Annotated in this window: 22 protein-coding genes and 1 other RNA gene; 13 read left to right on the forward strand and 10 right to left on the reverse strand. The window is 45.9% G+C overall.

The features are described from left to right. Positions 1 to 123: 123 nt before the first annotated feature. The 4 genes from ACH3Y6_RS08965 to rplU all read right to left on the reverse strand — a co-directional run bounded on the left by ACH3Y6_RS08965 (position 124) and on the right by rplU (position 2,880). Entirely contained in the window at positions 124 to 1,914 is a 1,791-nt protein-coding gene (locus ACH3Y6_RS08965) for a helix-hairpin-helix domain-containing protein (RefSeq protein WP_490835262.1), read from the reverse strand. Between the two features lie 63 nt (positions 1,915 to 1,977). Beyond that, on the reverse strand, positions 1,978 to 2,157 hold the full coding sequence (locus ACH3Y6_RS08970) for a hypothetical protein (RefSeq protein ID WP_490835263.1): 180 nt from the start codon (positions 2,155 to 2,157) through the stop codon (positions 1,978 to 1,980). A 71-nt stretch (positions 2,158 to 2,228) separates the two neighbouring features. After that, positions 2,229 to 2,495, reverse strand: coding sequence for a 50S ribosomal protein L27 (rpmA, locus tag ACH3Y6_RS08975; protein WP_490835264.1), 267 nt, complete (start codon positions 2,493 to 2,495; stop codon positions 2,229 to 2,231). 79 nt (positions 2,496 to 2,574) lie between these two features. After that, positions 2,575 to 2,880 (reverse strand): 50S ribosomal protein L21, encoded by a 306-nt coding sequence (gene rplU, locus ACH3Y6_RS08980; protein ID WP_490835265.1) that lies wholly within the window; start codon positions 2,878 to 2,880, stop codon positions 2,575 to 2,577. 556 nt (positions 2,881 to 3,436) lie between these two features. On the opposite strand from rplU, the gene ACH3Y6_RS08985 reads away from it, so the two are divergent. The 4 genes from ACH3Y6_RS08985 to ssrA all read left to right on the forward strand — a co-directional run bounded on the left by ACH3Y6_RS08985 (position 3,437) and on the right by ssrA (position 8,126). Next, a complete protein-coding gene (locus ACH3Y6_RS08985; RefSeq protein ID WP_490835456.1) occupies positions 3,437 to 4,933 on the forward strand; it encodes a GH3 auxin-responsive promoter family protein in 1,497 nt (498 codons plus the stop codon). 122 nt (positions 4,934 to 5,055) lie between these two features. Next, on the forward strand, positions 5,056 to 6,213 hold the full coding sequence (locus ACH3Y6_RS08990; protein WP_490835266.1) for a 1-deoxy-D-xylulose-5-phosphate reductoisomerase: 1,158 nt from the start codon (positions 5,056 to 5,058) through the stop codon (positions 6,211 to 6,213). A gap of 47 nt (positions 6,214 to 6,260) precedes the next feature. Next, positions 6,261 to 7,601 carry an RIP metalloprotease RseP gene (rseP, locus tag ACH3Y6_RS08995; RefSeq protein ID WP_490835267.1) on the forward strand — a complete coding sequence of 447 codons (1,341 nt, stop codon included), beginning with the start codon at positions 6,261 to 6,263 and terminating at the stop codon, positions 7,599 to 7,601. 153 nt (positions 7,602 to 7,754) lie between these two features. Beyond that, positions 7,755 to 8,126: a transfer-messenger RNA gene (ssrA, locus tag ACH3Y6_RS09000) on the forward strand. A 213-nt stretch (positions 8,127 to 8,339) separates the two neighbouring features. Here the strand turns inward: ssrA and ACH3Y6_RS09005 are convergent. The 3 genes from ACH3Y6_RS09005 to ACH3Y6_RS09015 are packed head-to-tail and all read right to left on the reverse strand — an operon-like array spanning position 8,340 to position 11,176. After that, on the reverse strand, positions 8,340 to 8,774 hold the full coding sequence (locus ACH3Y6_RS09005) for a hypothetical protein (RefSeq protein ID WP_490835268.1): 435 nt from the start codon (positions 8,772 to 8,774) through the stop codon (positions 8,340 to 8,342). A gap of 49 nt (positions 8,775 to 8,823) precedes the next feature. Then, the gene (locus tag ACH3Y6_RS09010; RefSeq protein ID WP_490835269.1) at positions 8,824 to 9,255 is read right to left on the reverse strand and encodes a hypothetical protein; all 432 of its coding nucleotides are present in this window, start codon (positions 9,253 to 9,255) and stop codon (positions 8,824 to 8,826) included. 25 nt (positions 9,256 to 9,280) lie between these two features. After that, positions 9,281 to 11,176 (reverse strand): chloride channel protein, encoded by a 1,896-nt coding sequence (locus tag ACH3Y6_RS09015; protein WP_490835270.1) that lies wholly within the window; start codon positions 11,174 to 11,176, stop codon positions 9,281 to 9,283. A gap of 146 nt (positions 11,177 to 11,322) precedes the next feature. Here ACH3Y6_RS09015 and ACH3Y6_RS09020 point away from each other — a divergent pair, with 146 nt between their 5' ends. From ACH3Y6_RS09020 to ACH3Y6_RS09030, 3 genes are all read left to right on the forward strand, one after another. Further along, on the forward strand, positions 11,323 to 12,024 hold the full coding sequence (locus ACH3Y6_RS09020; RefSeq protein WP_490835271.1) for a Crp/Fnr family transcriptional regulator: 702 nt from the start codon (positions 11,323 to 11,325) through the stop codon (positions 12,022 to 12,024). 214 nt (positions 12,025 to 12,238) lie between these two features. Next, positions 12,239 to 13,054 (forward strand): alpha/beta hydrolase, encoded by an 816-nt coding sequence (locus ACH3Y6_RS09025; RefSeq protein ID WP_490835272.1) that lies wholly within the window; start codon positions 12,239 to 12,241, stop codon positions 13,052 to 13,054. Positions 13,055 to 13,183: 129 nt separating this feature from the next. Continuing rightward, positions 13,184 to 13,816: a class I SAM-dependent methyltransferase gene (locus ACH3Y6_RS09030; protein ID WP_490835273.1), complete on the forward strand. Its 633-nt coding sequence runs from the start codon at positions 13,184 to 13,186 to the stop codon at positions 13,814 to 13,816. Positions 13,817 to 13,855: 39 nt separating this feature from the next. Here ACH3Y6_RS09030 and ric read toward each other — a convergent pair whose 3' ends face one another. The 3 genes from ric to ACH3Y6_RS09045 all read right to left on the reverse strand — a co-directional run bounded on the left by ric (position 13,856) and on the right by ACH3Y6_RS09045 (position 16,513). Further along, the gene (gene ric, locus ACH3Y6_RS09035) at positions 13,856 to 14,575 is read right to left on the reverse strand and encodes an iron-sulfur cluster repair di-iron protein (RefSeq protein WP_490835274.1); all 720 of its coding nucleotides are present in this window, start codon (positions 14,573 to 14,575) and stop codon (positions 13,856 to 13,858) included. A gap of 56 nt (positions 14,576 to 14,631) precedes the next feature. Continuing rightward, positions 14,632 to 15,855, reverse strand: coding sequence for a hypothetical protein (locus ACH3Y6_RS09040; RefSeq protein WP_490835275.1), 1,224 nt, complete (start codon positions 15,853 to 15,855; stop codon positions 14,632 to 14,634). A gap of 61 nt (positions 15,856 to 15,916) precedes the next feature. After that, a complete protein-coding gene (locus tag ACH3Y6_RS09045) occupies positions 15,917 to 16,513 on the reverse strand; it encodes a Crp/Fnr family transcriptional regulator (protein ID WP_490835276.1) in 597 nt (198 codons plus the stop codon). A 243-nt stretch (positions 16,514 to 16,756) separates the two neighbouring features. Between ACH3Y6_RS09045 and ACH3Y6_RS09050 the strand changes: the two genes are divergently transcribed. From ACH3Y6_RS09050 to ACH3Y6_RS09075, 6 genes are all read left to right on the forward strand, one after another. Continuing rightward, positions 16,757 to 17,236 carry a c-type cytochrome gene (locus ACH3Y6_RS09050; protein WP_490835277.1) on the forward strand — a complete coding sequence of 160 codons (480 nt, stop codon included), beginning with the start codon at positions 16,757 to 16,759 and terminating at the stop codon, positions 17,234 to 17,236. Between the two features lie 50 nt (positions 17,237 to 17,286). Further along, entirely contained in the window at positions 17,287 to 19,287 is a 2,001-nt protein-coding gene (gene nosZ / locus ACH3Y6_RS09055) for a Sec-dependent nitrous-oxide reductase (protein WP_490835278.1), read from the forward strand. Positions 19,288 to 19,418: 131 nt separating this feature from the next. Continuing rightward, complete coding sequence (locus tag ACH3Y6_RS09060; RefSeq protein ID WP_490835279.1) at positions 19,419 to 20,435, forward strand: nitrous oxide reductase accessory protein NosL; 1,017 nt, start codon at positions 19,419 to 19,421, stop codon at positions 20,433 to 20,435. Further along, positions 20,432 to 21,664, forward strand: a complete 1,233-nt coding sequence (locus ACH3Y6_RS09065) for a nitrous oxide reductase family maturation protein NosD (RefSeq protein WP_490835280.1) — start codon at positions 20,432 to 20,434, stop codon at positions 21,662 to 21,664. Before ACH3Y6_RS09060 ends, ACH3Y6_RS09065 begins: the two co-directional genes overlap by 4 nt. Before the next feature lie 25 nt (positions 21,665 to 21,689). After that, entirely contained in the window at positions 21,690 to 22,400 is a 711-nt protein-coding gene (locus tag ACH3Y6_RS09070) for an ABC transporter ATP-binding protein (RefSeq protein ID WP_490835281.1), read from the forward strand. Next, positions 22,397 to 23,164: an ABC transporter permease subunit gene (locus tag ACH3Y6_RS09075; protein WP_490835282.1), complete on the forward strand. Its 768-nt coding sequence runs from the start codon at positions 22,397 to 22,399 to the stop codon at positions 23,162 to 23,164. The genes ACH3Y6_RS09070 and ACH3Y6_RS09075 overlap by 4 nt, the downstream gene beginning before the upstream one ends. Position 23,165: the final 1 nt, after the last annotated feature.

The raw sequence follows: 23,165 nt of genomic DNA on the forward strand, positions 1-23,165 counted from the left end.
AGCAAGGATCGGAAATGTGTGACTTGTTCCATTGGCGAATTATCGCGTTGTCTGATTGATTTTACTCCTTACAGACATTCAACATTCCTTGTTCATCTGTTCATCTGTTCCTTGCTCATCTGTTCATCTGTTCCTTTCTCTTTTCTGCTGTTGTTTTTTCACAAACGCGTCAAATGTTTCCAGTGAGAAACTGCTCAGGTTCTGTTTTGGGGTGACACCTGCTTTTTGTGCTGCCAGTACGCCGTAGCGACAATCAGCAAAACCTTCAATGGCATGTGCATCGGGGTCGATGGAGATGAGTACGTTTTTTTCGAGTGCATACCGGATCCAGCGCCAGTCAATATCCAGTCTTCTCGGGTGGGCATTCAGTTCTATCACTACGTCATTGGCTGCACAGGCGTCAATGATCTTTCGGTGGTCAACAGGATAGCCATTCCGGCTCAGCAGTAGGCGGCCGGTCATATGCCCCAGGATCGAAGTGTAGGGGTTCTCTATGGCTTTCAGCAGCCGCATCATCGCTTTTTCTTCGGTCATCTTCAGGTTCGAGTGGATGGAGGCGATCACGAGGTCGAAACTTGCCAGTACCTCATCCGCATAATCCAGGCTGCCATCATTGAGTATATCGCTCTCAATGCTCTTGTAGATCCTGAAAGGTTCCATTCTGGTATTCAGTTCGTCCACCTGTTGGTGTTGTGCGGCGATGCGTTCTTCGTTCAATCCGTTGGCATAAAAAGCAGTTTTCGAGTGATCGCTGATCACCAGGTATTGCAGGTTCTGCGAGTGGGCGCTCCGGGCCATAACCTCCAGTGTGTGTACGCCATCACTCCAGTTGCTGTGGCAGTGAATGATGCCTTTGATGTCTTCCGGCTGGATCACTTGTGGTAACAGATGTTGTCTGGCTTCAGCAATACGGGCCGCATCTTCCCGTAAAAAAGCGGGTATCGGCTGTATGCCGGCTGCTGCAAAAATGGCTTCCTCACTTTCGAAAGAAGCTGCAAGGGAATACTCCCTGGTCCAGGTTTCCAGGAATTCGGGACTGCAACTGGTACGGAACAGGTTACTATAAAGCATTTCTTTTGCGGAGAGGTAAAAACGGAACAGGATATTCTGTGCCGAGCCCTTGGTGCTGATTTCAAGCAGTTCGGGGGAGGAGTGAAGGACTTCAAAATATTGCTCTTTCACCGTATTGCCGATCTCTTTGCTATCACTTGTGGTTACTACGGTGACATCTTTCACCAGGATACTTTCCAGTTGTTGGATGATCTTGTCCGCAGAAGCCGTTGTTACCCATTCCAGCTTATCAATGATTTCCATCTGACGTCTCAGATCCCCGGTTAGCAGCCATTGCTCATCCGGGAACATCTGCTCCAGCATCTGTTGTGTTCTTTCTGCATGTTGTATCACTTCGGCATACAGGTAACTGCCCTGGTTACCCAAATAGAACTCGATCGCTTCCTTGATGTTTCTTTGTGTTTTTTCGCCGAAGCCCTTGTATAAAGTCAGGCGGTTTTCATTGCAGGCATACAATAGTTCTCCGAGGGTTTCTATTTCCAGTTCTTTCCAGATGGTAGCGATTTTCTTCGGACCGATACCTTTGATGCCCATCATCTCCAGAATGCCCGGAGGGGTTTTGGCCAGGTATTCGTTCAGGTTACTTAGCTGACCTGTCTCCAGTTGCTCCACAATTTTTTTACCGATGGCATCACCGATTCCCCGGATCGAAAAGATCTTTTCTACCGGCATCTCTGCCAGGGGACTGGTTAGTTTTTCAATCGTAAATGCGGCAGAGGAATAGGATTTGGCCTTGAAGGAATTGTCGCCATGGATATCCATGAGCTTGGCTAACAAAGAAAAATTATCGGCAATGGCGTAGTTGTCCATATCGTTGCTGGTATTGGGTTTCGAAGGTAGCAATAAAAAAGTCCCGGCGTTTGCCGGGACTTTAAATCTATTTCTGCTTTAGAAATAAGAAGGCTACTATTTTTTAGCGGCTTTCTTAGCAGCTTTTTTAGGAGCGGCTTTCTTAGCGGCTTTTTTAGGAGCAGCTTTCTTAGCGGCTTTTTTAGGAGCAGCTTTCTTTGCAGCTTTCTTTGGAGCGGCTTTCTTAGCGGCTTTTTTAGGAGCAGCTTTTTTTGCGGCTTTCTTTGCAGTTGCCATGTTTTTTTAGATTTAATGGTTAGTTAATACATTAAAAGTAAAAACTTATTTGGAACTACAAAAAAAAATTTTTAAGCCGTCACTTCTATCGGCTTTACCGATACGGTTGTTTTGTCGTTTTTACCCTTCTTGAATTCAACCAATCCATCAGTCAATGCGAACAGTGTGAAGTCTGTTCCTACACCAACATTCTTACCAGGATGGTATACAGTACCTCTCTGGCGCAGGATGATGTTGCCTGATAAAGCAGGCTGACCACCGTATATTTTAACACCTAAACGTTTGCTTTGTGAATCGCGGCCGTTCTTTACGGAACCTTCACCTTTTTTGTGTGCCATAGTTTTTTGTTTTAAAAACTAAAATGATAAACAGGTTGACGCGTCTCCCTGGTCTATTATCTTAATCAATGATCGCTGACTAAGCGATGCTTTCAATTTTAATTCTTGTATAGTGAGTTCTGTGACCGTGCTTTTTACGGAAGCCTTTTCTCCTTTTCATTTTAAAGGCGATCACTTTATCTCCCTGTACGAGGTCACTGATGATTTCTGCTTTTACAGTGGCTTTTACGGCACTGCCCACAGAAACGGTTCCGCTGTTGTCTGTAAACAACACATCGCTGAACTCAACTTTATCTCCGGTTTTACCCTGCAGGTGAGGAACATACAGGCTTTGACCTTCCTGTACTTTAAATTGCTGACCTGCGATTTTTACAACTGCTAACATAGCTACCAAAATTAGGACGGCAAAGGTAAGGTTTCATACGGAAAATCCGCAAACATTTTTCAAATAAATCTTGTCCCCACTGGTGGAAAACGCGAAGATAGTCGCGGAAGGGGAATTTTGGTTTGGGCCATTCAACATTCAGCACTCCTTGCCTGCCTATTCCTATATTTATGATTTCTTCACCCTTTCTTCGGGATCTATTCGAAGAAACAGAGGAGAAGAGACGAAGAAAGTCGAAGAAATAACGAAGGAATACAGGAGAGAATACACTCAAAGCCTTTTAAGTAGTTGATTATCTTATACTTAGATGGGTACGCCGTCGGATGCCGATCTGTCCTATACCGATTTTGATAATGTAATATACTGATACACAGATATTGAATAGATGATCCAGGGTTGCTGGTTTTACGAGGTAACCATGGATCCCTGTGAGATTCTTACGATCTGGCAGAATTGCGGTGTCCGGGTTTGTTAAAGGCCGGTACCAAACGCCAAAGATCACTGCTAAAGTGCCAAACTTCCTCTATTTTTGCCCACCCTTACCGATCTTGACATGATGAATTTAAAATCCTTATTGGCGAGACCCTTTGCCAATTACATATATAATAAGACCCGTAAAGGGATGCAGACAGCCATTGAGGACCAGGACGATATCCTGAAAACGCTCCTCAAACACGGCCGGAATACAGTATTTGGTAAGGAACACCGGCTTGATCTTGTTACAGACCAGGCTGGTTTTGCCCAGGCCGTGCCAATCAGGGATTACGAACAGTTCAAACCCTATATTGAGCAGATAAAAGAAGGAAAACAGAATATCCTCTGGAAGGGGCGTCCTATTTATTTTGCCAAGACCAGCGGTACCACCAGCGGGGTAAAATATATCCCTATAACCAAAGATTCTATTGATAATCATATCAATACGGCCAGGAATGCCCTGCTTTGTTATATGGCAGAGACCGGTAATTCGGCTTTTGCCAGCGGAAAAATGATTTTCCTGAGTGGCTCACCCGAATTGGAAAGGGTGGGTAATATCCCTACAGGAAGGTTAAGTGGCATCGTTAACCACCATGTTCCGAGTTACCTGAGAGCCAATCAGCTGCCAAGTTATGAGACGAATTGTATAGAGGATTGGGAAACCAAGCTGGACAAGATCGTACAGGAAACCCTGCACAAGGATATGACCCTGATCAGTGGTATTCCGCCATGGATGCAGATGTATTTTGACCGCCTGACCGAGAAATCCGGTAAAAAAGTGTCTGAACTCTTCCCGAATTTCAGCGTGATGGTGCAGGGTGGGGTGAATTTTGAGCCCTATAAGGCCAGGATGTTCGAAACCATCGGTAAAAAGATAGATAGTATTGAGTTGTTTCCGGCCAGTGAGGGTTTTTTCGCTTTCCAGGACTCACAAAATGCGGAGGGACTGCTGTTGAATACCAATAGTGGCATTTATTATGAATTCATACCGGTAGGAGAGATCTTCTCGGAAAATCCGACCCGTTTGAGTCTGAAAGAGGTGAAAACAGGGGAGAATTATGCCATGATCATCAACTCCAATGCCGGTTTATGGGGGTATAACCTGGGCGATACCGTCAAATTTGTAAGTACAGAGCCTTACCGTCTGCTGGTGACCGGTCGGATTAAACATTTTATTTCTGCATTTGGGGAGCATGTGATCGGTGAGGAAGTGGAACAGGCCATACTGAAAGCCAGCAATGAGGAGCAGGCCAAGATCACGGAATTTACCGTAGCCCCCATGATACAGCAGGAACAGGGAAAAAGTTACCACGAATGGTTCATAGAGTTTGAACAGGAACCGGCCGATATGCAGCGTTTCATCCGCAACCTGGAACTGAACCTTCGCCAGAAGAACGTTTATTACGATGACCTGATCAGCGGCAATATACTGATGCAACTGCAGGTACGGAAAGTGCAGAAGAACGGTTTTATCGATTATATGCGGTCGATCGGCAAACTGGGAGGCCAGAACAAAGTGCCCCGCCTAAGCAACGACAGGGTGCTGGCAGACGGATTAATGCCTTTTCTGGTGCAGTAGAAGGGAATTACCCCCGGAAATGCTAAAACGGATCCAATTTTTTTTCATTCTGCTTTTCCTGGATTTCTCTCCTCTTTATTAACGTAATTTGTACCATAGTAGGATTGTATTAAAGTTACTAAATGAGTCAGAAACGTATCGCGTTATTCGGGTCAACGGGATCCATCGGAACACAGGCATTGGATGTGATTGCAGCCAACCCTGATCTTTTTTGCGCAGAAGTTTTGACTGCACAGACCAATGATGCGTTGCTCATCAAACAGGCGCTGCAGTTCAATCCCAATATTGTGGTCATCGGGGATGAGAAGAAATACCCCATCGTAAAAGAAGCGCTGGCGCATACCCATACCAAGGTCTTTGCCGGAGAGAAAGCCCTGGAAGAAGTGGCTTCGCTGGATTGTTATGATATGATGCTGGCAGCCATTGTGGGATATGCCGGTTTAAAACCGACACTTTGTGCGATCGAGATCGGCAAACCCATCGCGTTGGCGAATAAGGAAACCCTGGTGGTGGCAGGTGATATCATCATGCGCACCGCAGCGGAGAAAAGGATCCCCATCATACCTGTGGACAGCGAACATTCCGCCATTTTTCAATGCCTGGTAGGTGAGGGGCGTAACCGCATCGAAAAGATCATTCTGACGGCCAGTGGCGGCCCGTTCCTGGGTAAGAAACCCAATTTCCTGGTGAACGTGAAAAAGGACCATGCATTGCAGCACCCTAACTGGACCATGGGGGCCAAGATCACGATCGACTCTGCCACGCTGATGAACAAGGGACTGGAAATGATCGAAGCCAAATGGCTGTTTAATCTTACTTACGACCAGGTGCAGGTGGTGGTACATCCGCAGAGTATCATACACAGTATGGTGCAGTTCACGGATGGCAGCATCAAAGCGCAGATGGGACTGCCTGATATGAAACTGCCGATCCAGTATGCACTGGCTTTCCCTAACCGTATCCACAACGATTTTCCCCGATACGATTTTAAAAAACCGGGCACCCTCACATTTGAAGAGCCCGATACCAAAACCTTCCGTAACCTGGCATTGGCAATGGAAGCGATGAAACAGGGAGGCAATATGCCCTGTATCCTGAACGCGGCCAACGAAATTGCCGTATACGCGTTCCTCCGCAACAGGATCGGCTTCCTGGATATGACAGAAGTGGTGGAACAGACCATGGCAAGGATCCCTTTCCTGCCGGAACCCACGCTGGAAGAGTATTTTGAAACCGATGGAGAGGCCCGTAACTTCGCGGCTTCCCTGATCCATATGTAATTCATTGTATCAAGTAAAACCAATAAATCCCCCCGGGGTGTGACCGTATGAGTTTATTAGCAATTGACTGGGTAAGTGTAGGCGTTAAAACAGGGCAATTCATCTTGTCTTTTTCCATATTGGTGGTACTGCATGAGCTGGGCCATTTTATTCCCGCACGTTTCTTTAAATGCCGGGTAGAAAAATTTTACCTCTTTTTCAATCCCTGGTTCAGTTTATGGAAGAAAAAGATCGGCGAAACAGAATACGGTATCGGCTGGGTGCCTTTCGGGGGATTTGTGAAGATCTCGGGAATGATCGATGAGAGCATGGACAAGGAGCAGATGAAACAGGCACCGCAACCCTGGGAGTTCCGGGCCAAACCGGCCTGGCAGCGTCTGATCATCATGGTGGGAGGTGTGGTGGTGAATATCCTGCTGGCCATCGTGATCTTTATCGGCATTACCTGGGTATGGGGCGAAGAGAATCTGCCTGTGAAAAATATGAAATACGGCGTTTATGCCGATTCACTGGGGCATAGCATGGGTATCAAAGATGGCGACAATATCGTAGCCATTGATGGCAGGCCCGTGGAATTCTTCGGTACACTGGAATCAGAGATCGTGTTGAGCGAGGCCAAAAAAATACAGGTCATCCGTGATGGACAGCCTCTGGACCTCCCCATTCCCGATGGGTTCATCAAAAAGATCATCAGGAATAAGAAATTCAGCGGCCTGGTATACCCGCGTTATCCTGTGATCGTGGATTCTGTGAGCAATAAAAAGGAGAGCGGTTTACAGCGGGGCGACCAGCTGATCGCGATCAATAACCAGCCATTCAGCTTTTATCATGAGTTTGATAAGCTGAAAAGGAACTACAAGGATTCCTCTGTCACCATCACCGTGATCCGGAATAACGATACCGTTCCTGTACCCGCTAAGATCAGCAGTAAAGGAGCAGTGGGCTTTTTTGCCGTTAGTCCGATGGAAATATTGGGAACTGTGCATAAGCAATATTCTTTCATGGCCTCCATTCCGGTGGGCTTTAACCACTGCTGGGAAACCCTGAACCGGTATGTGACCGGCTTAAAACAACTGTTCACCGGCAAAGTGGCCGCCAGCGATTCACTGGGTAGCGTGATCAGCATTGGTAACACATTCCCCGGCGTATGGGATTGGGAAAGGTTCTGGACCCTGACCGGTATTTTCTCCATCATCCTCGCTTTTATGAATATACTACCCATCCCGGCACTGGACGGCGGGCATGCCTTATTTACACTTTTTGAGATGATCACCGGCCGCAAGCCCGGCGATAAGTTCATGGAATATGCTCAAATGGCAGGCATGATACTGCTGCTGGGACTTATGGCATACGCTTTGGGGTTAGATTTCTGGAGACTTTTTAAGTGACAATGAGTGATTGAGTGGATGAGTGAATGAGTGAATGTTTTTGGAATGATTGAAAACAGGGTTTCCCGGTCCGGTGTTATCTGAAATCCGGGGGATGCCTGACAAAAAATATTAATTACTAATTATCAATTACTAATTGTTAATTAATCCTATGGGGTCGTATTGGTTTTGACAGCATAGGTTACGGTTGGTGTAAGCATGCAGTGCGTTGTGTAATTAGCACTTTAATCTGAATGCTCAAACTTCAAATGGCAATACACAGTATGCCATGGCTGCTTAATCAGTGATTAAGTAACCATTTGGGCCGCCGCACAGGTTCGCTTCTTTCCAGGTGCCGCCGCCGACTCAAAACAAAAGAAGACGCTGCAACAGAAGGCTGTGACTGTTGCCTAAGCCCATCCAGCTAAGCGCAAGGTTGGTTTGTTCCTGTCCTGCATTGTGCCGACAAGTAATCAGGAAATAAGCATGTAGAAAGCTAATGGTAGCGATGTTTGGACAGGGGTTCGACTCCCCTCGACTCCACTCGAATGATGAATGATGAACAAGGAATGATGAATGTTGAAGTGATACTTTGATTCACTTTAATGATCATCATTTCTTTGCCAATGCCGGTTGCCTGACCGGCATTGTTGTTTCATGCCGTTGTTGGTCAGGCGACAACAACGGCATGAGTGTCCGGAGCAGCCCCCAAAAAAATATGCCCCCTCATGTGTAAAATGCGACAGCATGATCAACAGGTCAATCAGAAATACCCTCAATAGGAAGAGGAAAAATGAAATATTCCAGAATATTTCTGTGCGCTTTCGAAACATGGTTTTTATAGGACTTCATACTTCTTCTTAATGAACTTACATAGTCAGTGTTCATTTTATGTAGGACCTGGTCTATTTTCCGGAGGGCTTCCTGAATGGCTTCTGTTCTTTCTGCTCTTGTTTTGGGGAGTTGGTCATCGAGTAGTTGCATGTTTTTCTCAAAAATTGTTTCAGCCTGCTTATAAAATGCATGTAATGCCGGTTCTGTAGAAAAGGTTTTTATGTGCGTAAGCCATAAAGCCGCTTTTTTCTCTTTCTGGTCTATTTCATCATCCATATTCGCTGCTAATAAGGAGACATAAGCAGGGAACTGCAACAACAGTTCTTTGTCTTTATCGGATAACTCAGTAAAGTCTTTCATGATGGTCAATTTACTATTGATGAAACGTATGGGATGGTCCACAGCTCTTTCAGTCTAGATAGATCGATGGATGCTTCATCAGGTATGGAATAAAAAATGTTACAGACAGCCCCGAAATGGTAACGATACCCAGGAACAATACCCTGAAATCGGCGGAGATGATAGGGTCGGCCGATCGGTTTATATGAAGTCCCCAGGAGAAGCACAGAATTGAGAGGATGATACATACGGCGATATACACCCAATGTCCTCTTTTGATGAATTTGCTTGAAAAGAAATAAAGCACCCCTGCCACTAAAAACAATAGCATGGTAGCAAAGATGATCGTAGCCACATTGATGATCTGCGACGGTACAAACTGTGTAATACTCCTGAAGAACAGGTCGTAAAAAAGATTACCTAAGGTAGCGGCAATGCCGGCAAAAACACCTGCCAGAATCGTTTTTGACAGGTAGTGCTGCTCTGATACATCATTTTTCATGGTGGAAGGTTTTAATGGTTAAAGATCAGGTTACTTTTATTTTGTCAGTGTTAGCCTTCATAAGGCTTTTCCCTTTTATCATGAACCGGAGTGTGCGCCGGGTGACTGACAGGTGACGTTGGTATTTTTTTTCCCTGCTGCGGTTGTTGCTATACGCTGTAACGATCTCTGTGGTGGTGATCATGCCGGTTACTTTGTTCCTGATCTTGTTGGACAGAACGGCGATCACGTCCATTTTAGTCGATCCCATTATCTCGGAAACAGATCCGGCATCCTGCTCCTCATACACATATGCAGTGCTTTCTGAGAGGATCTCTTTAACTGCTACAGACTCGTTGACATGGCTGCTGAACAGTCTTTTTCTTTCTACATAACCCAGGAAATTTTCTTCCTCATCTATTACGATCAGAAAATGATACGGGTAGCGGCTCATATTTTCGGATAACCAGCCCCTGAGTTGCCCAACCGTATTTTCGATACTCACCATGATGGCGACCTTTTTTACGAGATCACCAGCGTTGATGGTCCTTAAAACATCCGGCTCATAGGAGTGAGGGGTACGAACCCCTCTGCGTTGAATTTTTTCAGTCATGATACTTCCTTTGGAAAGCAGCATCGCTACCAGGTAGGCTGCCGTGCAGGCGCCTAATAAGGGAAGCAGTCCTTCTACCTGTCCGGTAGTTTCCAATGCAAAAAGAATCGAGGTGAGAATGGCCCTGGATGCACCTGCAAACATGGATGCCATGCCTATTAAAGCTGCGGATGCGATGGTGATTCTGCTTGCGGGGAACAGGGCCAGGATGCTCATACCCAAAAGGGCCCCAAAAGCACCACCAATGGTAAATAAGGGTGCCAGGGTACCTCCGGAAGTGCCACTTCCTAAGGAAATTACCCATGACAGGTATTTGAGAAAGCATAAAACACATAGGGCGGAAACTGTTAGAGAGCCTTTCAGCAGATCAACGATATTTTCGTATCCTACGCCCATTGTATTGGGTGCGTATAATCCCGTGATGCCCACGGCAATAGCCCCTATGGCGGGCCACCACATCCAGTGAACGGGTAATTTCTCGAATTGGTCCTCAACCCAATACACAGATCTTGAGATCAGAGAAGCCACAATACCAATGAATCCACCCATCAGGATATACGTAAGCAGGGCATTACCTGAAGGTGGTACGATGGGCGCCATCTGAAATACGGGCTTACTGTCAAAAAGGAACAGATGCATGGCAGCTCCGGTAGCACATGCCAGCGCAACGGGTATGAGGGATTTAGGAGCGTATTCGAATAAAAGCAATTCAATAGCAAGCATAACAGCGGCAACAGGTGTCCCGAAAATAGCCGCCATGCCGGCACAGGCGCCTGCAGTGAGTATGATCTTCCGTTCGGATGCCGAGATGCGCATGATTTGCCCTGTCAATGAACCAAAAGCTCCTCCGGTTGCAATGATGGGGCCTTCTGCACCAAAAGGACCACCTGTTCCTATCGAAATGGCGGATGAAAGTGGTTTCAGGAAAGTGAGCCTGGGAGGGATCTTGCTTTCATGTAAAATAATTTTCTCCATTGCCTCCGGAATGCCATGACCACGGATGGCCGAAGAACCGAATCTGGCGATCAGTCCAACCAGAATACTACCCGCAATGGGCACTAAAATGACCGACAATCCCAATGTATTACCCTCTGGTGATGCAGGACGAAAAGAAAACCGGTGGTAGAAGGAAAGGTTCGTTATCCCATTGATCAGTAGTACCAGGCTTTTGGCAATGATACTTATTAGTATGGCATTCAGAATGGCCTGTAAACTCAAGGGTAAGATCCTGATGGATATAGGGGCTGTGTCTTCTGTATAACCTTCCGTGTCGTTGAACGTATTGTGCAGGGAGGGCGAAACCGGAATGCTTTCTTTTGGGTTGTTCATCTACTAAAATCAATTTCGGGCTTTAGGTTTAAAATATTGCCTAATTAATATAAAATTAAACATTGTTCATAATTATTTGATGTTAATATTGCATAAGTAATATTATTTAGCTTTCCGGTATATCAAAATAATCAGTATCATTAAGTATGGAAAAAGGGCTTACAAGTTGTTTTTCAAAGAGTTGTTTCTTGTGTAACCACTGTATTCCTGAGTGGGTGCCGTTTGTTGAGAAAAATAAAAAAGTGATTCACTTTAAGAAAGGAGAATCCATTTTTCAGGAAGGAGAGAAGGTAGAAGGAATATATTTCCTTAATAGCGGAAAAGTAAAAGTTCACAAGCAATGGAACGAAGAAAAACAATTGATCATCAGATTTGTGAAAGAAGGAGATGTGCTTGGGCACCGTGGTTTCGGGAATAGTAATATTTATCCTGTTTCTGCAACGGCTCTTGAGCCAACTACTGTTTGTTTTTTTACATACGATTTTTTTCTGGCTTCGTTGAAGACGAACCATGAACTGACGTTTAACCTCCTGATGTTCTATTCGGCTGAATTAGAAAATGCAGAGCAGCGAATGCGCGATCTTGTTCATATGGATACCAGGGGAAAAATAGCTGATGCATTGTTGATGCTGAAGAACCATTTTGGTTGTGATAAGGACGGCAATATTGAAATGAAGCTTACCAGGCAAGACCTGTCTTCTTTTGTAGGTGCTACCTATGAAACCGTATTCAAGATCATCAATGAACTGGTTAAGGAGAAAACGATTTCTGTAAAAGGGAAAGAGATCAAAATAGTAAATGAAAAAAAATTGCGATCCTACACCTTGCCGGCAGAGGTTAAGAAATAAGTGACTCTTTCCATAGGTATCAGGATGCCTGTTTCTTCCTCTGTTCGTATGCTCAATACTTCGTTATCCCTTTACTGTTTGCCAGGCTGGCTCTGTGATCGCATTTACCTCTCTTTTTCATACGAAACTCATTGATCTTGCTCTTTGCGGGGACTTATGGTAGTATTCACCGGGCAATGTGTGTTCAAACGGAGAATTGCCTTAATTTAACGGCATGAAATACTTGTTATCTTTTCTCTTCGTTGTCATTTCCTTATCTGTTTTTGCGCAGTCTGATTATACGGTCGTAAAAGATCTGCCTTATTATTCGGGTTCTTCTGATCAATATACCAATGAGCGTTGCCGGCTGGATATCCATTATCCCAAAGGGAAGAAAGGACTTGCGACCATCGTCTGGTTCCATGGAGGTGGTTTGACGGGAGGGAATAAGGAATTGCCCAAGGATCTGTTAGAGAAAGGATACATTGTCATTGGTGTAGGGTATCGTTTGTCCCCCAAGGTAAAAGTGGCAGACTGTATCGAAGATGCTGCGGCCGCCGTGGCCTGGACCTTTGCACATATCGGTGAGTATGGAGGTGATAACCGGAAAATATATCTCTCCGGGCATTCAGCAGGCGGCTACCTGGTAATGATGGTCACGCTGAATAAGCAGTACCTGTCAAGACACGCCATCAATGCGGATGAGATCGCCGGCATCATACCCTTTAGTGGCCAGACCATCACACATTTTACAGCAAGAAAGGAGCAGGGTGTGCCGGAAAAACAGCCTGAGATTGATGGTCTTGCCCCATTGTTCTATGTTCGTTCTGATGCGCCTCCGATGCTGCTAATGACGGGCGATAAAGACCTGGAAATGCTTGGCCGATATGAGGAAAATGCATACCTGAGCCGCATGATGAAAGTGAATGGACATACCCGTACCCGTCTGTTGGAATTACAGGGGTTTGACCATGTGGGTATGGCTTATCCGGCGTTTCCGCTGCTGTTAAAAGAGGTTGGCAAGTGGGAAAATGAGAAGAAGCCCCATTAAAATACAGCGGGGCTACCTGTTGGTAATCGTTAGACCGATCAGCTTTTGTTCGCTGATACTTCATCATTCATCATTTCACGCCATGCGGGATTCGATATTCAATATTCACTTCCTGTATCTTGCACACAAATGGTTTACCCTATTACATTACAGGAAGTACAGGAAGGTCTCTCATTATACGTGCCTGATCCTGGATCTGTGAAAACCGTGTATGAGCAATTGTTGGAGAAGGATCCCAAAGTTGCATTTCCGTTTTGGGCAAAGATCTGGTCGTCTTCGATTGCCTTATCCCGTTTCCTGCAAACAGAGCCTGAATGGGTGAGGGGTAAACGGGTGCTGGAATTGGGAGCAGGCATCGGATTACCTTCGTTCAGTGTGGCGAAACAGGTGGCAGAAGTGATTATCAGTGATCATGCACCGGAAGCCGTGGCATTGATCGATAAAAATATTCAATACCTGGCCCTGTCCCATGCGCAGGCAAGACTGATCGATTGGAATCATTTTCCTGCCGACATCTTTGCCGATACAGTACTGTTGAGTGATGTAAATTATGCACCCGGACAGTTTGCGGCATTGCTGCAACTGATCAGAAAATTGTTTGATCAGGGAACGGTCATTATCCTGGCTACGCCACAACGCATTACCGCTTCCCCTTTCGCCGAAGCCTTGCAGCCATTTATCAAACGTTCTTTTTCACAAGCTGTTTCAGGCAAAGAACAGGAAATGGATATACGGATACTCATTCTTGATCCTGGATACTAGATCCTGGATACTTGATTCTTAGTCCTTGATTCTTGGCCCTTAATTATGCAATGCCATCACTTTCTGTAATGCCATCGGAAACAATACATTGTTTTCAACATGGACATGCTGGTGCAGGTCGTTTTCAAAAGATTTGAGTTCTTCCAGGCAGATGCGGTGTGTGGTGCAGGCATCGGCAGGCGGCGTGTATTCATTGGTGAGTTCGCGGATGCGGAACATGAGCTGACCTGCGGTATCGTGTTCCGCTTCCATCATCTGGATAGGTGTAGAAAGATAACCCGGTCCCATGGCAATAATGGCAGCTTTATTCTCGCCTGAAGCGATCTCCTGGATTCTTGGGAACAGGATCTTTTCTTCCTTTTCCATATGTGGTAATAATTCTTCAATAACAGCTGTGAAGTGGTCCAGTACCGTGCGCATATGCGGATACCGGTCGCCATGTTTGGCTGCTACTTTCTGTACATGACCATGTATGGTGGTAAAACTGTTCCGGATATAAAAATGATGGTGTATCTGGATATAGGAGATCAGCTGGTCGACCGTCATTTCGGTAAAAGGCATGAGAGGCCTGGTTTGTATAACGGCATTACTGAGTTCTTCCACCACGTTGTTCACGGGGATATTCTTTTCGTTGCAGGCCTGCTCCAGAGTTTTTTTTCCGCGACAACAGAAGTCAAGACTGTATTTTTCCAGTACCGGGATATATCCATGGTTGGAAAGTGCAATACCTGCGAGGGTTTGTTGGGCAATGGTTGGCATGAGTGATGATTTGCTGTAAAATTCCACAACTCATCCCAAGGGTTTTATGATTCAGGTCAGTTTCCTGTTTTTATTTTCCGGAAAGCCAGTAACATCAACAGAATGCCTGTAAACAGGATGAGGGCGGTGACAAGCAATGATTCGTTGATGAAAGGGATACTTTGGTAGCTGAGTGCAGCGGTTCCCTGAACCATCAATGCAATTTCGTTGATGATGACACCGGCTATAAAGATGCGGATGCCTGTTAAGAGGGCTTTGCTCAGTGTATTACTGATGGGAATGACCAGTTGGCTGATCAGGAAAATGCTGAACATGCCCAGTAATACCAGGTGCAGGTAGCCGATGACAATGGGGCGGAATCCAAAAGCCAGCTGGCTCAGGGATGGAATGGTGGACCCCAGCTGCAATAATAGTTTGATGCTGGTAGCGAGGGCGGCCAATAACAATAGCCACTGGCTGCTGCCCGGAAACAGGTTTCGTAACTCAGTCCGGTTCCTGAAACAGGCCGAAAGGAACAGCCCCCAGGCAATTACCTGTGCAACCGCCGAAGCGATCACCAGCAGGTACACGAATGTATTCATCGGTAACCAGAGAGCGGAGAGCAGATAGGCAGGTATGCAGGCAAAAGCAAATAGCAGGTAAATGTACCAGAGTCTTTTACGGAATAAGGCCAATGTCTCTATCCTGGCCGTCAGTAAACCCATCGCCGCAAAAAAGAACCAGCCATTGTACTGAAAATGAAGGAAGAAATAAACGGCGGCCAAGTACCAGTTCTGGTGTACGGTCTGGGTGGCCATCATGAATGCCAGTGCGAAAGCACCGAAGGCCGATATCGCGTTGAAGAGTAAAGCCAGTTTGAACCAGCTATGGCTGATCTTTTGCACGGCCAGCCGGTTCAGGTCTTTCCAGTATACTACGGCAAATATCCAGGATACAAAGATGGACAGGGTAGAAAAAGAAATCGACCACAGGCCATAACCCTGTATGGGAAACCACAGCAGCATACCATACGCGGTAAGCAGGTTGGCCCATATGAGGCCACGGTATTTACGGAATTGATCCTGACCTGATTGGTCAGAGAGATATTGTACCAGTAAAACCATGAGCGTATGGGTGATCCATCCCGAAAAAGCAAAATGCGAGTGCCCGTGCAACAGGTGTTTCTGGTCGACGAAGGGGAGCGAAAAAGCGATCTTATACCGAAGGATCACACCAATGAAGGAGACCAGTAACAGGTTCAGTAAGGATACCTGTAACCATTTATGAAGAGACGAGCGCATACCTGCTATTTAGCTGCAAAGGAAAGCCGGGTGATGGTAAATGGGTATGATTGCAATCATATCAGCAGTAGACTTTCCCTTTTTCGATAATCAGCTCGCCTTTGTCGTGCATATTGCGCATAGCACGGATAACGGTTTCTACACGCAGACCGGTCATGTCGGCGATCTGCTGTCGGGTAAGTTTTAGCTGGTTGCATTTTGGGCAGAAATTCTTGTTCTCTGCCTTCAGGTATTTGATCAGTGTTGCAATGCGGGCTTCGGGTGCATTCAATGCCAGCGCTTTCAGTAACAGGAATTTAAAACGGACTCTTTTGGCCAATAAACGGCTGAAGGCAAAATGAATATCCGGACTGTCTTTCAATAACTGGTGGAAAGAGGAGCGGTGTAAACGTATCAGTACGGAATCTTCTTCTGCAATGGCTGTTGCGGCATAAGGGCCTTCGTCGAAAAGCGGGATCTCTCCAAAACATTCACCTTCATCAATAATGGTCTGAATGAATTCATGTCCTTCATCATCAATATTGATCCAGCGAAGGCTGCCGCTGACAAGTTGGTAATAAAATTGGCAGCTGCTTCCCTCCTGGAAAATCACTTCTCCCGCGCTCACTTTTTTGTAAGCCGCTCCGCATGCCAATAGCAGGTCAATATCGATCATCATAGTAGTGGTTGTTTGTAGTGGTATCCAAAACTATCTGTCCGCTTGTTGCGGGTAGATGATTCATATCATCTGAATATATGATTTAAATCAGGTTTTAACAAGTCTAAAATTCAATATGTTTATTATAAGTCATATACGTATTATATTTTTTAATTTTTCTTTAGGTATGATTCTACGCATAAAACTGGGATAAAAGCCTAGCTAATCTTGTGTATGCAATTAACCAATCAAAAAAATACCAGTATGAAAAGAACTATCACTGCAATCATTGCTGTAGTTGCCATGTATGCCTGTGGCAACCAGAACGGATCGGCTCCTGCCGCAACTGCCACTGCCTCTGAAACACCTGCTGCAGAAGCTTCTGCCAATCCTTCTTATGATCCTAACAGGGGAGAGGGTAAGTACAAAGATTTTGAAGTGCCTGCCGCACTGGATGGCACCCTGGCTGAAAAAGGAAACAAAGTGTATGGTGTAAAATGCAGCAGCTGTCATAAAACAACCGGAGAAAAACTGGTAGGTCCCGGATGGCAGGGTGTGACTTCCCGCTACAAAGCTGCCTGGATCATGAACTTCATCACCAATACCGATGAAATGCTGACCAAGGACCCCAAAGCACAGGCGCAGCTGGAGATCTGTCTGGTGCGTATGCCCAACCAGAACCTGAGCGACGATGAAGCAAGAAGCCTGTATGAGTTCATGCGTAAGAACGACGGTGTTAAATAAGTCTGAGAACACTAACTGTTGCATATCAACCTAACCTAAAACATAACAGCATGAAAAAGACAAACTATAATGCGATCGCCATGGCGTCCTTCGCATTATTGCTGGGGATGCTTTCCTGCAAACCCAAGAACGCCGGAAATGCCGTAAGCGCCGATGCCGCGGCCAAAGCGTATGTGGCGCCGGGCAAATACGACGAGTATTATAATTTTGTTTCCGGTGGCTTCAGCGGGCAGATGGCCGTTTACGGGTTGCCCAGTGGCCGTTTGCTGCGAGTAATCCCCGCTTTTTCAGTTGATCCTGAAAAAGGCTATGGTTACAGCGAGGAAACCAAAGCCATGTTGAACACTTCTCACGGATTTGTTCCCTGGGATGACCTGCACCACCCCGAACTTTCTCAAACCAATGGAGAGATCGATGGCCGCTGGCTTTTTGGTAACGCCAATAACACGCCCCGTGTTGCCCGTATCGACCTGACTACCTTCCGCACTGCGGAGATCATTGAACTGCCCAACAGCGCCGGTAACCACTCTTCTCCGTTTATCACAGAGAATACCGAATACGTTGTAGCCGGTACCCGTTTCAGCGTACCTCCGGATAATGTGAACGGTGATGTGCCCATCAATACCTACAAACAGAATTTCAAAGGAACCCTGAGTTTTATCAGTGTTGCCAAGGAAGATGGTAAAATGGATATTGCTTTCCAGATCCAGTGCCCAGGTGTCAACTTCGACCTGAGTCATGCCGGTAAAGGAAAATCACATGGCTGGTTCTTCTTCAGCTGTTACAATACAGAACAGGCCAACACCCTGCTGGAAGTGAATGCTTCCCAGCGTGATAAGGACTTTATCATGGCCGTTAACTGGAAAAAAGCAGAAGAATACCTGAAAGCAGGCAAAGGAAGAAAACAGTCAGTGAAATATGCCAGCAACCATTATGATGAAAAATCACATACAGCTACTTCTACCATCAAAACAGAAGTGGTGGTGCTGGATGCAAAAGAACTGAAAGATATCTGTTACATGATCCCTTGTCCGAAATCACCCCACGGTTGCGATGTTGACCCAAGTGGCGAATACATTGTGGGTAGCGGTAAACTGGCTGCCCTGATCCCTGTATTCAGTTTTGACAAACTGCAGAAAGCCATTGCAGCCAAAGACTATGAAGGTGAATACGATGGTATCCCTGTTGTGAAATATGAGTCTGCCCTGTACGGTGAAGTGAAGAAACCAGGCCTTGGACCTTTGCATACCGAGTTCGATGGTAAGGGTAATGCGTACACTTCTTTCTTTGTATCCAGTGAAGTGGTTAAGTGGAATATCAAGGATCTGAAAGTGCTGGATCGTGTACCAACCTATTATTCTGTAGGTCACCTGTCTATCCCGGGCGGTGATACTAAAAAACCTTCACCCAAATACCTGGTTGCGTACAATAAGATCACCAAAGACCGTTACCTGCCTACCGGACCTGAACTGGCCCAGAGTGCGCAGTTATACGATATCAGCGGTGATAAGATGCAGATGATCCTGGACTTCCCGACCATCGGGGAACCGCACTATGCACAGTCTGCTCCTGCGGATGTGATCAGGAAGAATTCTGTTAAGTTCTACAAGATCGATGAGAACAAACATCCTTATGTGACCAAAGGTGAACCTGCTTCCAAAGTGGTACGCGAGGGCAACAAAGTGCATGTGTACATGACTGCCATCCGTTCACACTTCTCACCTGATAACATAGAAGGTATCAAAGTGGGTGATGAAGTATACTTCCATGTAACCAACCTGGAGCAGGATTGGGATGTACCACACGGGTTTGCTGTGAAAGGCGCTTCCAATGCGGAACTGCTGATCATGCCGGGTGAAACACAGACCCTGAAATGGATACCGGAAAAACCAGGTATGTTCCCTGTGTACTGTACCGATTTCTGTAGTGCGCTGCACCAGGAAATGCAGGGATATGTTAGGGTGTCACCTGCCGGAAGTAATGTGCCGCTGGCATTCAGTCTGGGTACCAATCAGCCCAAGGCCGAAGCTGCACCAGCTGCTAAAAAATAGTTCTTTTCTACTGCCGGGAAGAGCCCCCGATCTTCCCGGCATTTTTGCCGGTCCGGAAAGTTTTGCGGCAACCCGCTGTACGAGTTACCGGACCGGCTTTTTAGTTTTATGAATCTATCAAACGGATTATTATGAACAGAATGAAAACATCTTCCAGAACCTTGTTGATCTTCTGTGCCATTGCGTTGATGGCGGTACTGTTTGTGCCCATGTGGCGGATAGACCTGGATGCACCGCAATATCCTGAAGGATTGATGTTGCTGATCTATGCCAATAAACTGGGAGGTAACGTGGATATCATTAATGGCTTGAACCATTATATCGGGATGCGTACCCTGCATGCCAATGATTTCCCGGAATTTAAATTGTTGCCAGGTATCATTATATTTTTCAGTATCGTATCTCTTATTGTTGGGATCCTGGGCAGAAGGAAATGGCTGAATGTGTTGTTTATCCTCTTTGTGTGTTTTGGTGTGATTGCGATGGTTGATTTCTGGAGATGGGAATACCAGTATGGTCACGACCTGAACCCCGATGCAGCCATACGTATACCCGGAATGGCTTACCAGCCACCGCTGATCGGGTTTAAGCAGCTGCTCAATTTTGGGGCTTATTCCATGCCTGATATTGGTGGATGGATCTTTGTAGGTGTGGGTGCCATACTACTGCTGCTGGTGATACTGGAAGGCCGTCGCGCCAAACTTTCCCGGAACCGTTCGGCGGTTGCGGGAATGTTAGTGATTGCTGTTTCCATGACCACACTCAGTGGCTGCAGCACCGAACCAGAAGCGATCAGATATGGTAAAGACAATTGTCATTTCTGTAAAATGACTATCAGTGATCAGCGCTTTGGCGCCGAACTGGTGACCAAAAAAGGCAAAGTATTCAAGTTCGATGATGCTCACTGTATTTTGTCGTTCATGCATTCAGACGCTATCAACCAGAAAGATATTGCCGATGTGTATTTTACAGACTTTACCGGATCGCATGCGCTGGTAAAAGCATCCGAAGCTTTTTTATTGCAGAGTGAATTGTTTGAAAGCCCGATGAAAGGTAACCTGGCCGCATTTACCGTAGAAGACAGCATGAAAAAAATAGCTGCTCAATATACTGCGGCCCGTATCAGCTGGGATCAACTGAAAAAATGAAATACGTAGTTTTTATATTGTTTTTGCTGGGAGCGACTGTTTCACTGTCGGCCGCAACACTGCATGTGGGAAAGAGCGGTAACTATTCATCGATCATGTCAGCGATCAAAGCTGCCCGTAACGGCGATACGGTATTGGTATCCTCCGGTACTTACCGCGAAAAAAATATCATTATTGATAAAAGGATCGTATTGAAAGGTACCGGTTACCCTGTACTGGATGGTGAGAAGAAATACGAAGTCCTCTCCATCAAAGCGGATGGGGTGGTAGTAGATGGTTTCCGTGTGGTGCATTCCGGTGTGTCCAGCATCAACGATATGGGTGGTATTAAAATATACGACAGTCGCGATGTGGTGATCAGAAACAACATACTGGAAGATACTTTCTTCGGTATTTACACGCAATACGGGAAGAACTGTACCATAGAAAACAACCGGTTAACAGCCTATGCAACGGAAGAACAGCAGAGCGGTAACGGCATACACTGCTGGAAAAGCGATAGCATGCATATAATCGGCAATACCATCAGCGGGCACCGGGATGGTATCTATTTTGAATTTGTGACCAACTCCATCATCCGTCGGAACACTTCCTTCAGGAACATACGGTATGGGCTTCATTTCATGTTCTCGCATAATGATACCTATTTTTCCAACCATTTTGAACGAAATGGTGCGGGCGTGGCTGTAATGTATTCACATGGCGTTAAAATGTATCAGAACACATTTGAGGAGAACTGGGGCGATGCAGCTTATGGTTTACTGCTGAAAGAGATTTCCGATAGTCATATAGAAGGAAACTCATTTGTTAAAAATACCAGTGGCATCTACCTCGAAGGCGCAAGCCGTATACGCATGACCAAGAACCTGTTCCGGAACAATGGCTGGGGATTGAAGATACAGGCCAGTTGTATGGATATAGAAGTAGCCAGGAACAATTTCATCGGAAACACTTTCGATGTGGGTACCAACGGTTCGCTGGTGTTGAATACGTTCAACGGAAATTACTGGGATAAATACGATGGTTACGACCTGAACAAGGACCAGGTGGGTGATGTACCTTACCGGCCGGTGAGCATGTATTCGATGATTGTGGAAAAGAATCCGCCGGCCATGCTGCTTTTCCGGAGTTTCATCACATCATTACTGGATAAAACGGAAAAAGTGTTTCCCAGTTTGACACCGGAAGGGCTGAAGGATACCAAACCCATGATGAAAAAACTTTTTTGACACTGTACCCGATAAAGAATATTGTATGATCATAGCCAGCAATGTTTCCAAGAGATTCGGCAAACTGCAAGCGCTGAATAATGTTTCGGTCACCTGTAACAAAGGTGAATGTATTGCCCTGATAGGCCCAAATGGAAGCGGCAAAACCACCCTCATCAAAAGCATCCTGGGTATGGTAGTGCCAGATAGCGGGTTTATTACTTTTAACGGGAAAAATATCCTGCATCACTGGCAGTACCGCAGTGATATTGGTTATATGCCGCAGATAGGCCGTTATCCCGATAATATGCGGATCGCAGATGTGCTGGATATGATGAAAGATATCCGTGGTCACAAAGGAGCCATGGATGAGGAACTGGTAACTGCTTTTGAACTCGATAAACTGAAACACAAAAGAATGCGTACACTTTCAGGTGGTACCCGCCAGAAAGTAAGTGCCTGCCTGGCATTCCTGTTTGATCCGCAGGTGCTGATACTCGATGAACCCACGGCAGGACTGGATCCCGTTGCCTCTGAAATACTCAAAGAGAAGATCATCACCGAAAAGAAGAAAGGTAAACTGGTCATGGTGACCTCGCATATACTGAGCGAACTGGATGACTTGGTAACACAGGTAATCTACATGCAGGATGGGGAACTCAGGTTCCATAAAAGCATTGAAGCGTTGCGGGCCGATACAGGTCATGAGAAATTATCAAAAGCCATTGCTCACGTTATGTTAAACACCGCTTTATGAAGAAGATCATCAAATACGTAATGGCAGATATCTTGCGTAACCGGATAGTATTGGTGTACCTGTTCTTTCTGCTGGTGGCTTCTTTCAGCGTATTCAGTCTGGAAGATAACAGCAGCAAGGGATTGCTGAGTCTGCTGAATATCGTGCTGCTGGTGGTGCCGCTGATCAGTATCATTTTCTCTACTATTTATGTCTATAACAGTGCAGAATTCATAGAACTGTTAGTGAGTCAGCCATTGAAACGCAGGACTATCTGGATCAGCCTATTTGTGGGACTGGCCGGATCACTCTCCATCGCATTTTTAGTGGGCGTAGGCATCCCGGTTTTATTGTATGAAGCCAACCTTACGGGAGTCATGATGATTGGGGTAGGGCTGTTATTGAGTGTCATATTTGTGGCCATTGCCATGCTGGCTGCGGTAAGGACCCGCGATAAAGCCAAGGGTATTGGAGTGGCTATTATGCTCTGGGTATATTTTTCCATTCTTTTTGACGGACTGGTACTATTCATCCTGTTTCAGCTGGCAGATTACCCGCTAGAAAAAGCCATGGTAGGGATTAGTGCGCTGAATCCGATTGACCTGTCGCGGATACTGATCCTGCTGCAACTGGATGTGTCGGCTATGATGGGGTATACCGGGGCCATCTTCAAAGACTTTTTCGGAACTACTTCCGGTATGGTGATTTCACTCAGTGTATTGCTGGTGTGGATCCTGTTACCGGTATGGCTTTCTGTGAGAAATTTTAATCGGAAAGATCTGTAAC

Source organism: Sediminibacterium sp. FW305-C-269, assembly GCF_058231045.1.